Origin of the sequence: Xenorhabdus aichiensis, from assembly GCF_028598775.1 — a bacterium.
In the GTDB taxonomy this organism is placed as follows: Bacteria; Pseudomonadota; Gammaproteobacteria; order Enterobacterales; family Enterobacteriaceae; genus Xenorhabdus; species Xenorhabdus bovienii.
Genome location: NZ_JAQRFO010000023.1, coordinates 1 through 13,962, shown reverse-complemented (window position 1 = coordinate 13,962; position 13,962 = coordinate 1). Strand labels below are relative to the sequence as shown.

General features: G+C 45.6%; 13 protein-coding genes. 8 read left to right on the top strand and 5 right to left on the bottom strand.

Translation table 11 applies throughout. The features are described from left to right. Positions 1 to 118 precede the first annotated feature (118 nt). Complete coding sequence (glpQ, locus tag PSI22_RS11640; RefSeq protein WP_273579884.1) at positions 119 to 1,195, top strand: glycerophosphodiester phosphodiesterase; 1,077 nt, start codon at positions 119 to 121, stop codon at positions 1,193 to 1,195. An 87-nt stretch (positions 1,196 to 1,282) separates the two neighbouring features. On the opposite strand, the gene epmA is transcribed toward glpQ, so the two are convergent. After that, positions 1,283 to 2,260, bottom strand: a complete 978-nt coding sequence (gene epmA, locus PSI22_RS11635; protein WP_238099838.1) for an elongation factor P--(R)-beta-lysine ligase — start codon at positions 2,258 to 2,260, stop codon at positions 1,283 to 1,285. Between the two features lie 851 nt (positions 2,261 to 3,111). On the opposite strand from epmA, the gene frdA reads away from it, so the two are divergent. The 6 genes from frdA (at position 3,112) to PSI22_RS11605 (ending at position 7,191) form a co-directional block, all read left to right on the top strand. Then, positions 3,112 to 4,908 carry a fumarate reductase (quinol) flavoprotein subunit gene (gene frdA / locus PSI22_RS11630; protein WP_273579883.1) on the top strand — a complete coding sequence of 599 codons (1,797 nt, stop codon included), beginning with the start codon at positions 3,112 to 3,114 and terminating at the stop codon, positions 4,906 to 4,908. Continuing rightward, positions 4,901 to 5,635, top strand: a complete 735-nt coding sequence (locus PSI22_RS11625) for a succinate dehydrogenase/fumarate reductase iron-sulfur subunit (protein ID WP_038256325.1) — start codon at positions 4,901 to 4,903, stop codon at positions 5,633 to 5,635. Before frdA ends, PSI22_RS11625 begins: the two co-directional genes overlap by 8 nt. A 14-nt stretch (positions 5,636 to 5,649) precedes the next feature. After that, positions 5,650 to 6,045 carry a fumarate reductase subunit FrdC gene (frdC, locus tag PSI22_RS11620; RefSeq protein WP_273579882.1) on the top strand — a complete coding sequence of 132 codons (396 nt, stop codon included), beginning with the start codon at positions 5,650 to 5,652 and terminating at the stop codon, positions 6,043 to 6,045. A gap of 13 nt (positions 6,046 to 6,058) precedes the next feature. Further along, positions 6,059 to 6,415, top strand: a complete 357-nt coding sequence (frdD, locus tag PSI22_RS11615; protein WP_273579928.1) for a fumarate reductase subunit FrdD — start codon at positions 6,059 to 6,061, stop codon at positions 6,413 to 6,415. 147 nt (positions 6,416 to 6,562) lie between these two features. Then, positions 6,563 to 6,838, top strand: a complete 276-nt coding sequence (locus PSI22_RS11610; RefSeq protein WP_196243558.1) for a type II toxin-antitoxin system HicA family toxin — start codon at positions 6,563 to 6,565, stop codon at positions 6,836 to 6,838. Beyond that, positions 6,835 to 7,191, top strand: a complete 357-nt coding sequence (locus PSI22_RS11605) for a type II toxin-antitoxin system HicB family antitoxin (RefSeq protein WP_273579881.1) — start codon at positions 6,835 to 6,837, stop codon at positions 7,189 to 7,191. Before PSI22_RS11610 ends, PSI22_RS11605 begins: the two co-directional genes overlap by 4 nt. 70 nt (positions 7,192 to 7,261) lie before the next feature. On the opposite strand, the gene PSI22_RS11600 is transcribed toward PSI22_RS11605, so the two are convergent. From PSI22_RS11600 to PSI22_RS11585, 4 genes are read right to left on the bottom strand one after another with little or no spacing between them, the layout of a single operon-like run. Further along, the gene (locus tag PSI22_RS11600; protein WP_273579880.1) at positions 7,262 to 9,037 is read right to left on the bottom strand and encodes an acetyl/propionyl/methylcrotonyl-CoA carboxylase subunit alpha; all 1,776 of its coding nucleotides are present in this window, start codon (positions 9,035 to 9,037) and stop codon (positions 7,262 to 7,264) included. Continuing rightward, positions 9,034 to 10,632 carry a 5-oxoprolinase subunit B/C family protein gene (locus PSI22_RS11595; RefSeq protein ID WP_273579879.1) on the bottom strand — a complete coding sequence of 533 codons (1,599 nt, stop codon included), beginning with the start codon at positions 10,630 to 10,632 and terminating at the stop codon, positions 9,034 to 9,036. Before PSI22_RS11595 ends, PSI22_RS11600 begins: the two co-directional genes overlap by 4 nt. A 31-nt stretch (positions 10,633 to 10,663) precedes the next feature. After that, a complete protein-coding gene (locus PSI22_RS11590) occupies positions 10,664 to 11,431 on the bottom strand; it encodes a LamB/YcsF family protein (RefSeq protein ID WP_273579878.1) in 768 nt (255 codons plus the stop codon). Between the two features lie 10 nt (positions 11,432 to 11,441). Beyond that, on the bottom strand, positions 11,442 to 12,692 hold the full coding sequence (locus tag PSI22_RS11585) for an NRAMP family divalent metal transporter (protein ID WP_273579877.1): 1,251 nt from the start codon (positions 12,690 to 12,692) through the stop codon (positions 11,442 to 11,444). 353 nt (positions 12,693 to 13,045) lie between these two features. On the opposite strand from PSI22_RS11585, the gene PSI22_RS11580 reads away from it, so the two are divergent. Then, complete coding sequence (locus PSI22_RS11580) at positions 13,046 to 13,705, top strand: GntR family transcriptional regulator (RefSeq protein ID WP_273579876.1); 660 nt, start codon at positions 13,046 to 13,048, stop codon at positions 13,703 to 13,705. Positions 13,706 to 13,962: the final 257 nt, after the last annotated feature.

The following is a 13,962-nucleotide window of genomic DNA, read 5'->3' as shown; positions in this document are numbered from 1 at the left end:
CTGCATTGAATAATCATCATATTCTTCTTGCTGTTTTAAAAAAACAAGCTAAAAAAATAACATCATTTTTATTTAAGATTTTTATTACTATACATTACTATAAATGTGGAGAACCCCAATGCAAACCCCTATCAAAACCATCATGGCAGGCCTGCTGTTAGCGTCGTCGATGTCCGGTATTGCACATGCCGCAGATAAGATTGTGATCGCCCATCGCGGAGCCAGCGGCTATCTGCCTGAGCACACACTGCCTGCCAAAGCCATGGCCTATGCACAAGGTGCTGATTATCTGGAACAAGATCTCGTCATGACCCAAGATAATGAACTCATCGTGCTGCATGATCATTATCTTGACCGCGTAACAGATGTGGCAGAGCGCTTTCCAAACCGTGCCCGTGCTGATGGCCGTTACTATGCTATTGATTTTACCTTACCGGAAATTAAGTCCCTGAAATTTACCGAAGGTTTTGATATCAAGGAGGGTAAGAGAGTACAAAGCTATCCCGGACGTTTCCCAATGGGGAAATCAGATTTCCGCATTCATACTTTTCAGGAAGAAATTGAGTTTATTCAAGGTATGAACAAATCTACTGGCAAGAACATGGGTATCTACCCTGAAATCAAAGCTCCATGGTTCCACCGCCAGGAAGGTAAAGATATCACCGCCAAGGTACTGGAAGTCCTGAAACAATACGGCTACACCAAAAAGAGCGATAAAGTTTATCTGCAATGCTTTGATGCCAATGAACTGAAACGCATCAAACATGAGCTGGAACCGAAAATGGGCATGGATCTGAAGTTGATACAGCTCATCGCTTACACCGACTGGAAAGAAACTTATGAGCAGAAACAAGATGGCTCATGGGTGAATTATAGTTATGACTGGATGTTTAAACCGGGTGCCATGAAAGAAGTGGCAAAATATGCCGATGGCATTGGCCCTGATTACCATATGCTCATCTCCGATGATTCCACACCAAGCAACATTAAGCTGACAGGTCTGGTGAAAGAAGCCCATATGAGCCATTTGGCCGTTCATCCATACACTATCCGTGTCGATCAACTGCCAAAATATGCCACCAGCGGTAATCAATTATTCGATATCGTTTTCGATAAAGCCAATGTTGATGGTGCTTTCACCGATTTCCCTGATTTAGCCGTGAAATTTCTGGAAAAACGCCACGAACATAAATAATCAACACTAGCAATGAAGGGGCAGCCAGAAGCTGCGCCTTTAGCAATAAAATCGTTGGATTAAAACCCCCTGACGCCAATAGTTGCGTCAGGAGATCCCGACCGGAAAAGCAATCACTTCACTGATCCGTTCAGCGCCCAGCGCAAGCATGATCAGGCGATCCACTCCCAAAGCGACTCCGGCACATTCAGGCATCCCGTGTTCAAGGGCTTTAAGCAGATGTTCATCAATCGGCATAACCGGCAATCCCATCGCTTCACGCTTACGATTATCCTGCACGAAACGCAGGCGCTGTTCATGGCTGTCAGTCAGTTCACGAAAGCCATTCGCCAGTTCCATGCCTTTGAAATAGACTTCAAAACGCTCTGCAACACGGTGATCTTCCTTGCTGATTTCAGCCAAAGACGCTTGTGAAGCCGGGAAGTGATAAATAAATGTCGGTTTTTCAAGCCCGATATGCGTTTCAACGCCCATAGTGAAAAGCAGTTGCAACAAGGTATCCCGATCTTCTTCCTGATCAGCGATATTGCTGAGATCGAGCTTCGCTGCCACTTCACGCAGTTTTTCTTTACTCGCGGTAAGCGGGTCAATCTCCAGATAGCGAATGAACGCCTGCTGGTAAGAAAGGGATTCTGCACTTTCGCAATCTAAGATCTGCTGTAACAGATCATCCACTTCATTCATCAAGCGGTACATGTCGTAATGTGGACGATACCATTCCAACATGGTGAACTCAGGATTATGGTGACGGCCCGCTTCTTCATTACGGAAACTGCGACCCATCTGATAAATGGAACCACTTCCTGCTGTCAAAAGACGCTTCATGTGGTATTCGGGGCTAGTCATCAGATACAGAGTCAAGCCATCCGCCGCTCCCGGCCCGACAAACCGTGTCTGGAAAGGCACAAGATGGATGTCAGTGATGGTCGCCTGACTCATGGCAGGGGTTTCAACCTCCAACACCCCACGATCTGCGAAAAAGCGCCGTATCTCCGCAAGAATCTTCGCCCTTTTCAATAAATTGGCGATAGGGGCACTTGGCTGCCAATCCGCGACTTCATTCATGTTCCAATGACTCCAAAACAAAACAAAACGCGCAGTTTACTCATATCAAGTCCACTAGACAAATTTTCAACATCAGATTAGTGAATATCATTTTTACTTGCCACTCTCCGCTATACCAGTGAACAGAATACCCCTGTCCTATATGTGGAAAATAGCAGGACATAAAAAATAAAATTTGATAAACATTAAGCCAAAATTTATACGCTATGAATTGCAATACTGCTGTGAGAACAATATCAAAAAAATCATAAAGTTCGGATTAATTGACTTTCTATAACGAAACATTAATTAATGATTTTGATAAAAATATTTAATTAAAAAACAATCCAAAATTATTATTAATATAATGTTTTCTGTACAAAAAACAAAAATAACCGCCAGAAAAACCCCAAGAAATTAATCTAATTTTCTATTGTCGAAAATAAAAAGTAATACTATTTTCTGGAAATAAGAAGATCGCTATCGTAGCATTATTCCAGATAGTATTAACAAATATTTCATAATGATTTTACTTATATTTATAATAAGAATAATTTCCTATATAAATAATTTAAAAAACCACAGAAGAATGATCTAGATCACATTATTTCGGCAAAATCCCACAAAATCCGCATTTATATCAAATTTACTCTCTTTACAATTGGCTATACTTAATCCATACAAAAAGTAACAGATAGTGACCCTAAATCGTTAAAGCATAACAAATTATCAATAACACTCGCTTAAACAAGAAAAATTATCACTGTGAAATAACACAGATAAAGAAAGTGACGAGTGATAACGCATGGGGTCCTTTAGCCGATTTTAACTCATTTTATTTGAACCACCCACTTGAACAATGGAGAAGCGCAGTGCAAACCTTCAATGCCGATCTAGCCATTATCGGAGCCGGGGGCGCAGGCCTACGGGCAGCCATCGCCGCTGCTGAAACCAATCCCCAGCTCAAGATTGCCCTGATCTCAAAAGTTTATCCCATGCGCAGCCACACCGTGGCCGCAGAAGGTGGATCAGCCGCCGTCACTCAATCCCATGACTCCTATGACTTTCACTTCAATGACACCGTGTCGGGTGGCGACTGGTTATGTGAACAAGATGTGGTTGAGTATTTCGTCAAACACTGCCCGACAGAAATGATCCAGCTGGAGCAATGGGGCTGTCCCTGGAGCCGCAAGGAAGACGGTTCCGTGAACGTGCGTCGTTTCGGCGGCATGAAAATCGAACGGACATGGTTTGCCGCAGATAAAACCGGCTTTCATATGCTCCATACTCTGTTCCAGACTTCCCTGAAATACCCACAAATACAACGCTTTGATGAGCACTTTGTGCTCGATATTCTGATAGATGAAGGTCAGGTGCGCGGTTTGGTGGCACTGAATATGATGGAAGGAACGAAAGTTCAGATCCGTGCCAATGCGGTCATTATGGCAACGGGCGGGGCAGGACGCGTATACCGTTACAATACCAATGGCGGCATTGTCACGGGAGATGGCATGGGAATGGCATACCGCCACGGCATACCACTGCGTGATATGGAGTTTGTACAATATCACCCAACTGGCCTGCCGGGTTCTGGTATTTTGATGACAGAAGGCTGTCGTGGTGAAGGTGGCATACTGGTGAACAAAGATGGCTACCGCTATCTACAGGATTATGGGATGGGGCCAGAGACGCCCCTTGGCCACCCCGAAAACAAATATATGGAACTGGGGCCGCGAGACAAAGTTTCTCAGGCTTTCTGGCATGAATGGCAGGCAGGCCGGACTATCGCGACGCCGCGTGGTGATGTGGTTCATCTGGATCTGCGCCATTTAGGTGAGAAAAAACTGCTCGAACGCTTGCCATTCATCTGTGAGTTGGCAAAAGCCTATGTCGGTGTTGATCCGGTTAAAGAACCGATTCCTGTTCGCCCAACGGCACATTACACCATGGGCGGAATCGAAACTAACCCGCAGTGTGAAACCCGCATCAAAGGGCTGTTTGCTATTGGCGAATGCTCTTCCGTCGGCCTGCATGGGGCAAACCGCCTCGGTTCCAATTCACTGGCAGAACTGGTGGTATTTGGCCGTTTGGCAGGTGAAGAAGCCGTCAAACATATTCAACAAGCCACACCTGCCAATGAAAACGCGCTGGATGCACAAACCCGCGATATCGAAGATAAACTCAACAAACTGCTGAATCAGAAAGGCGGTGAGCGCTGGGCGAAAATCCGTGATGAACTGGGTACTTCAATGGAAGAAGGCTGCGGGATTTACCGTACTCCAGAGCTGATGCAGAAAACCATGGATAAAATTGCGGAGCTGAAGGAACGCTTCAAGCATATCGAAATCACTGACCGTTCCAGCGTGTTCAATACTGATCTGCTCTACACGATTGAACTGGGCTTTGGTCTGGATGTCGCTGAATGTATGGCGCATTCCGCCATGCACCGCAAAGAGTCCCGTGGAGCCCACCAGCGCCTTGATGCAGGTTGTACAGAGCGTGATGATGAGAATTTCTTGAAGCATACGCTGGCGTTCTATAACCCAGAAGGTGCACCACGTTTGGAGTACAGTGATGTGAAAATCACTAAATCCAAACCCGCGAAGCGGGTCTATGGTGGTGAAGCCGCAGCACAAGAGAAACAACAGAAGGAGCAGGCGAATGACTGAGATGAAAAACCTGAAAATGGAAGTCATGCGCTATAACCCGGAAATCGACAGCGAACCTCATTTCGTCACCTACGAGGTGCCTTATGATGAGCAAACCTCCTTGCTGGATGCGTTAGGCTACATTAAGGACAATCTGGCTCCCGATCTGTCTTACCGCTGGTCTTGCCGCATGGCGATCTGCGGTTCCTGCGGCATGATGGTAAACCGAGTGCCAAAACTGGCATGCAAAATCTTTCTGCGCGATTATCCGCAAGGGATGAAAATTGAAGCGCTCGGCAACTTCCCCATTGAACGAGACTTAGTTGTCGATATGACTCACTTTATTGAGAGTCTGGAAGCTATCAAGCCTTATATCATTGGCAATGATCGCAAGCCCGCTGATGGCCCGAATGTGCAAACACCTGCACAAATGGCGAAATATCACCAGTTTTCAGGCTGTATCAACTGCGGCCTGTGCTATGCCGCCTGCCCGCAGTTCGGCCTGAATCCTGAATTTATCGGCCCTGCCGCAGTCACGCTGGCACACCGTTATAACCTTGATAGCCGCGACCACGGCAAGAAAGAGCGTATGCCTCAGATCAACAGTGACAATGGCGTGTGGTCTTGTACTTTTGTCGGTTACTGCTCTGAAGTTTGCCCGAAACACGTCGATCCGGCGGGTGCCATTCAACAGAGCAAAGCAGAAAGTGCCAAAGATTTCCTTATCTCCATGCTGAAACCACAATAAGGGAGGAGAGAGTAATGACGACTAAACGTAAACCTTATGTGCGCGGTATGGAATCCCATTGGTGGCATAAATTAGGCTTCTATCGTTTTTATATGATACGCGAAGGCACTGCCATTCCCGCCATTTGGTTCAGCCTGCTGGTGCTCTATGGTCTGTTTGCCCTGAAAGATGGCTCAGAAAGTTGGGCGGGTTTTATCTCTTTTCTACAACATCCGGCGGTACTGGTGATTAATATCATCACCTTGCTGGCGACCTTGCTGCATACGAAAACGTGGTTTGAACTGGCTCCGAAAGCGCTCAATATCATTGTCAAAAATGAAAAAATGTCACCAGAGCCGATTATCAAACTATTGTGGGCGATCACTATCATTGCCACCGCCGTGATTCTCGGCGTTGCACTATTTTACTAACCCCTAGGAGGATCTGATGAATCAACGACCTAAGCGTTCCGATGAACCGATTTTCTGGGGTCTATTTGGTGCCGGTGGCATGTGGAGCGCCATTGTTGGTCCGGCGATGGTTCTGCTGCTGGGCTTTCTGATCCCGTTGGGATTGGCACCGGAAGCACTCTCTTATGATCGTGTTCTGACATTCTGCCAGAGTTTCATTGGCCGCATTTTTTTGTTACTGATGATCAGCCTGCCGCTCTGGTGCGGAATGCACCGTCTACACCACGGTATGCACGATCTGCAAATCCATATCCCAGCCAGTAAATGGGTGTTTTATGGAGCAGCCGCTATTTTGAGTGTGGTTGCCTTGATTGGGGTGTTTACGCTGTAGCTCTCTCAAGTCCTTAGATAATTAACTGGCTAATAATATCCGCCCATGTTGGCGGATTAATTTTTTGTCTTTTTGTGACTTCATCATTTGACTGCAAGTTTCCAGATATCTATGATGACTTCATTACTTGAAGTCGGGATGCAAGGAATGAATAAACAAGTTTCAGCGCTCCGAACGAGACAGCAGAAAACGTTAGAACAAATATTTAAAACGCCGGTTCCAGCAGGAATTAAATGGTCAGATATAGAATCTCTGATTAAGGCATTGGGCGGTGAAGTTAAAGAAGGCCGCGGCTCACGATGCAAATTTTTACTGAATGGCAAAATAGCAAATTTCCACCGTCCTCACCCATCACCAGATACAGACAAAGGTGCTGTGGCTGGCTTACGGGAATGGCTGGAAAGTGCAGGAGTCACACCATGAATAAACAAAATATCAATATGATGGAAATAGCCGGACAACCAGTTGTTATTAGTTATGTACCAGAAATAAACATGTTCCGAGGTAAATTTGTAGGGCTATCAGGTTATTGTGATTTTGTCGCCGACAGTATCGCAGGATTGCACGCTGAGGGGCGCATCTCACTCGATGAATATTTATCTGATTGCAGAGAGGCTGACATAGAACCTTATCAGCAGCGTGAGAAAACAAAAACGTTTACGTTACGATATCCAGAGTCATTCGGTGAACGATTAAATCGAGCCGCTGCCGAACAGCAAGTTTCTGTTAATTCATTCATTTTGTATACATTAAATGAACATATGAGGAATGTATAACACCGCTACCCGCCTATATTGGCGGGTATTTCCTACCGATACAAAGTAGTCTTATTCATAGTGACAGCCGCTATTCAATATGAGCCAGAATGCTTTCTACATCCTGATAATCCCCTGCCTGTACACAGAATGTGATTTTCCCTGCACGGTGTGCATTAATTTGCACTTCCATTTTCATGGCTTCCATCACGGCAATGAGTTCTCCCTCATTGACCTGTTCACCTTCTTTCACAATCCAAGAATGTAAGATACCGGAAATCGGTGCTTTCACCTGACGAGAGTCTGCCGGCATTTTTTCCTTTATTGCAGACTGGGAAGATTGCTGTTCCCCAACCGGCGCCAAATGAGAAAACCCCGCTAATAAATCGGCAGGCAATCCGAGCTCATGCCTGCGGCCATCAATTTCAATATATGTACGCGTGATGCTGTTATCTTCTGTCACAACCTGACGTGGTAACGCTTCAATCTCATTTACAAAATCCGTTTCAATCCAACGGGTATGAACATTAAAGACATCATCAGAAACAAAATCAGGATGTTCGATCACGGCTTGATGAAAAGACAAAACTGAAGCCACACCACGGATTTTGAATTCCCGTAGTGCCCGACGTGCGCGCGAAATAGCCTGTTCGCGGGTTGTGCCTGTGACAATCAACTTCGCCATCAGAGAATCAAAGGTCGCAGGAATAGTGGAGCCACTGATCACGCCAGAATCCAGACGAATACCGGGGCCGGAAGGCGGGGTAAATTCGCTGATAGTCCCTGACATCGGTAAGAAACCTTTGCCTGCATCTTCAGCGTTGATACGAAACTCAAATGAGTGGCCTCTTGGAACTGGCGTCTCCTGAATACTCAATGGATGGCCTTCCGCAATTTTCAACTGCTCAATCACGAGATCGATGCCTGTCGTTTCCTCCGTGACAGGATGCTCTACTTGTAAGCGAGTATTCACTTCCAAAAAAGAGAGTGTTCCATCGGCGCTTAGTAAGAATTCAACTGTACCCGCTCCCACATAATTGGCTTCCGCACAAATCGCTTTTGCCGCCTGATGAATACGCTCCCGTTGCTGTTGAGTCAAAAATGGTGCCGGGGCTTCTTCCACTAATTTCTGGTTGCGGCGCTGTAAGGAGCAATCACGGGTGCCAAGCACCACAACATGGCCCTGTTTATCCGCAATAACCTGTGCTTCTATATGACGCGGTTTATCAAGAAACTGTTCGATAAAACATTCGCCACGGCCAAATGCGGCTGTCGCCTCACGCACTGCCGAGTGATAAAGTTCTTCCACTTCATCCAGCCGCCAAGCGACTTTCAGCCCACGCCCCCCTCCGCCAAATGCCGCTTTAATCGCAATCGGCAAGCCATGTTCCTCCGCAAAAGCGACAACTTCCTGCGCATCTTTGGCTGGCTCCGACGTACCAACGACCAATGGCGCACCAACTTTGTGGGCGATCTTACGAGCCTTAACCTTATCGCCAAGTTCATCAATGGTTTCAGGGTTAGGGCCAATCCAAATCAATCCTGCGTCCATAACGGCACGGGCAAATTCAGCTCGCTCAGACAAGAACCCATATCCGGGATGCACCATCGTAGCCCCCGACTGCTTCGCTATCGCCAATAAACGTGGAATATTGAGGTAGGTTTCTGCGGAGCTATTCCCCGATAAACCGTAAGCTTCATCTGCCAATTGCACATGTTGAGCACTAATATCAGCATCCGCATAAACAGCAATAGTCTGCACGCCATAATCACGGCAGGCTCGAATAATACGAACGGCAATCTCACCACGATTGGCAATCAGCACTTTGTTTGGATTCTTATTTATATTGTTCACAGTGGTGTTCATAGCAAGTCTTCACTCCCTGATATTTCGTGGAATTGTCTGATGGGATTAAATCGAATTTTAGCGTTGACCGGGATCTGACCAGCAAGATCAAGATGATAATGTGCCACAGAAGCAATGACGGGATATCCTCCTGTCAATGGATGATCAGACAAAAACAACACTGGCTGACCACTGGCAGGAATTTGGATGGCTCCGGCACAGGTTCCTTCGCTAGGCAGTTCTTGGCACTTAATGCGTGATAGTGAGCACTCACCATTTAATCTTAAGCCAATCCGGTTGGATTGTGGCGTCACCTGCCAAATCTGGTTTCGTAATAAATCAATCGACTCTTGAGTAAACCAGTCAGTGCGAGGGCCAAGGAGTACATCCAATACCACAACCTCATTTTTATTCGGCATCACAAAAGCAGGCGTCTCAGAGAAAGACACCGCAGAGCAATGAGATGTTGTTCCCACGGCCAATTTATCTTCGGCTTTTAGTGGCTCAGGCCCGATATGAGATAGCGTATCAAATGAGCGACTGGATAATACGGAGGGGATCGTAAAACCACCCCGCACGGCCAAATAACAACGCGTTCCCGCATCAGGTCTTCCCAAGATAATTTCATCACCATCATTTAAATCAATGGGTTTGTAAGCACTTACATGAATGAGTTCACCCTGCGGAGTTTTGATCTCAATTGGACATAGCGCACCTGTAACAGCAACCATCATCTGCCCACAGGCGATAGCTTTAAAACCACCCTGCACGATTTCCAGACACGCTTGTTCGGAAGAATTCCCTACAATACGGTTTGCACTTCGCAAAGCACTTTTATCCATCGCTCCAGATTCTGATATTCCCAATCCTGATTTACCCAAACGTCCTAAATCTTGAAATAGGGTTTGCAATCCCATACTCCGGATTTCTAAATAGCGGGAAGTTTCAGATTGAGAAACCGGATTAGTGCGTGAGGTTTCTGGCAAACTTACCGTTACAGTGGCACGTCCAGCATCCCGAAAATTGACACGATAACCCGGCTGTAATAGAGCAGGATCAGGACGGGAAAGATCCCACATACGTTCGGTTGTGATGCCGATAATCTGCCAACCACCGGGACTCGCCTGAGGGTAAATACCACTGAATTCTCCCGCCAGTGCAACCGCACCAGCAGGAATACGGGTTCTTGGTGTTTGCCGACGGGGAATATTCCACTGTGCCGTATCCGACACCATATAAGCAAAACCAGGCGCGAATCCGCTAAAAGCCACTGTATATTCGTTTTCGGTATGCTGGCGGATAACGTCTTGAACCGTACACCCCAATATTTCAGCAACTTCCGCTAAATCGTCACCATTATAGTGCACCGGAATTTCAATCTGTTTTCCTTGAGAATAACTGCACTCATGCAAGTCACGGTGACCCATTTCTGCCACGAGTTGGTGAATTGAGATTTTCGTTGGACGAAAACGAATCATCAGGGTTCTCGCCGCAGGTATAATCTCTTCAATCCCCAATACAGGAGCAATACTCAGTGAATCAAACAACGCCAGTGTTTCTGGCAATCCACTGAGTTCAACAAGTATTGTATTGAAATTAACAGGTAAAAAACGCAAAGTGATCTCCTGAAATCATAAACCCGTATGGTTATGCGTGGATAAATGACTGAATGGTAATCCCTGCCTGTTGCAGAACTTTTTTTACCTGTTTTGCCATATCCAAAGCCCCCGGACTATCCCCATGTACACATATGGAATCCGCCTTGATAGGGGTGAATTTGCCATCAATGGAGTCCACCCCACCTTCAGTCACTAATTGCAACATGCGCTGCGCCACAAGATCCGCATCGTGCAACACCGCACCAGCTTCACGACGAGAAACTAGCTCCCCTGCTGCGGTATAAGCACGATCCGCAAAGGCTTCTGCAATAGTTTTCAAACCCTTTTCCTGTGCCAACCGGAGGATGTTTGATCCCGCCAATCCAACTAAAGCAAGGTTAGGATCAATCACCAAAATCCCTTCAATAACAGCAAGTGCCTGGCGCTCATCATTAGCTATCGTGTTATACAGCGCACCATGCGGTTTCACATAACGAACACTTGTTCCTGCAGCCAGAGCCAAACCTTGCAGAGCACCAATCTGATAAATCACATCTGCTGTCAATTCATGGCTGGCAATATCCATATTACGCCGACCAAAACCGACTAAATCGGGATAAGATACATGGGCTCCGATAGCAACTTGGTTTTCCTTTGCAGATTTAAGTGTCTGCAAAATACCTACCGGATCTCCGGCATGAAAACCACAAGCAACGTTTGCGCTGCTGACAATACCCAGCATTTCTGCATCATTACCCATCTTCCACTGACCAAAACTTTCACCAAGATCACTATTTAAATCAATTGCTTTTATCATGATTATTCTCTTAAGCTGCTTTCAGAAAAGCGAAAATTGAACTAATAGACATCGCTCCCATATACCATGTCAGTACACAGGTGATGAACCCTGACCATAGTAACCAGCGGGGATAATGGTATCCTCCCATGAGATCAGCCCGTTTCCAGCCAACATAAACAAAGATGGTCAAACCAAGGGGTAAAATCAGCCCATTAAAACCGCCTGCAAACACCAGCAAAGCGGCTGGAGGTGTTTCCATCAATAAATAAACTGCTAATGAGAGGGTAATAAAACAGAGAGTAACGATATTGAGCTGACGATCAGTCAATTGTTTTTTAAATACGCGGGCAAAAGAGATAGAGGTATAAGCCGCTCCAATAACACTGGTGATTGCCGCAGACCACAGAATCAAGCCAAAAATACGCAACCCAAATTCACCCGCTACGACCTGAAAGGCTTGTGAAGCAGGATTTGCCGTTTCACTGGCAATATCGAGTGTGACACCACTGGCAACCACTCCCAATATTGCCAAAAATAAAAAATAGCGCATCAGCCCTACTGCCAAAATACCTTTAGTTGCCGCACTGGATACAGCATCAATGTTCTCTACGCCTGTCATGCCTTTATCCAGCAGACGATGGGCTCCTGCATAGCATATGTAACCACCGACTGTTCCCCCCACAATTGTCGTAATAGTCGCAAAATTGATGTCATCAGGCAGAACCGTTTGCCGCAACGCCTCCCCCACTGGAGGATTGGAAACTATCGCAACAAACAGGGTCAGCCCTATCATAACTACGCCCAATACGACAATAATCCGATCAATGGCAACCCCAGCCTTACTCGAGGTAAAAATATAAATCGCCATCAAGGCACTTAATAATCCGCCCCATTTAGGTTCTAAACCAATCAGAGCATTAAACCCCAATCCAGCGCCGGCAATATTACCGACGTTGAAAACCAATCCTCCAAACATCACTAGTGCAGCCAATAAATAACCGCTTCCGGGGATCGCTGCATTGGCGATATCGGCCGACTGCATCTTAGTTAAGGTAACAATTCGCCAAATATTTTGCTGTACCACAAAGTCAATCAGGATCGAGGCCAAAATACCAAAAGCAAAAGCGGCGCCCATCGTTGCAGTAAATGTTGCTGTTTGCGTAATGAAACCCGGCCCAATCGCCGATGTTGCCATCAAAAAAACCGCGGCCATTAAAGACGACCGCCGATTTACCGCAAAGTTAACCGTTTCATGTTTTACTGTTTCCTGTATTGCCATAGGCCATGTTTCCCTGTCATTGTTATCGTATTTATTATTTCCTAAGCAATATTCGTACCATTGTGGAACTAAATAACTATGTTGTTAACTAATTCACATATAATTGTTGAACAATAAATAGATCATGTTGAGAAAATGAGCAAATAGAATCGTTTTATGGGTTATAAAAGTTCAATACAGATCACTTTTCAGCATCTATCATCAAGGAAAACACTAAGATGCATCATTTCAGTGCAATACGTTTCCCTATAATGATCCAATGTCGGTAACTTGCTGGTTATCAGGGAATGTGTGAAGATTAACTTTTGATCATCGAAGGCGCTTTTTCTCAGCTATAAACCCAATGGATGACTATGAAAAAAGAGAGTTCTCCCCAAATTTTGAGTAAAAAAATTGCTGAAACAATACGGAATAAATTGGTTATTGGGGAGTTGTTACCCGGGCAACGCTTATCAGAAGCCGCGCTCAGTGAACAGCTTGAGATCTCACGCAATACGTTACGTGAAGTATTCCGCGTTCTAACTCAAGAAGGATTGCTGAAATATCAGCCCAATCGCGGTGTATTTGTAGCGATTCCCGATATTGCATCCATTATTGATATCTATCGGGTTCGACGGCTGATTGAATGTCAAGCTCTCACTCAGGCATATTCCATGCACCCCAGCGTTGCCAAAATGAAAGAGGCTGTGACCAGTGCTCAACTGTATCGAAATAACCAAGATTGGGTTGGCGTCGGCACCGCAAATATGCGTTTTCATACCGCAATTGTGGAATTAACTGACAGTGAAAGATTGATTGCTTTCTACCGCAATATCTCAGCAGAACTTCGTTTGGCTTTTGGGCTTTTGAATGATCCTGAGCTACTGTATGCCCCTTATATTGATAAAAATGCATATATACTGGAGCTTTTAGATTCTGGTCAGACAGAATTAGCAGCTAAAAAGATGAAAGATTATCTAGAGTTATCAGAAAGAACAGTATTGGCGGCTTATACTCGTAAAAATAACGAATAAAATTTCTCAAACGCAAAAAAGCCACCTCTGTTGGGTGGCTTCTCTAGCTAAATTGATTTCTGGCAGTTGATCAAGGACTTTCCTGCCGTTCCCCCTTCGAGCTGTCGCACTTTGCGCAATGTTCAAAATCATATTCAACAATTTTGTCCTACACTCGGCACCGCAGACAACCTTCACGTCAGGTGGATTTTCTCATGTTTAAATTTTTCACAAACGCAAAAAAGCCACCCGACGGGGTGGCTTCTCTGGCTAATTGA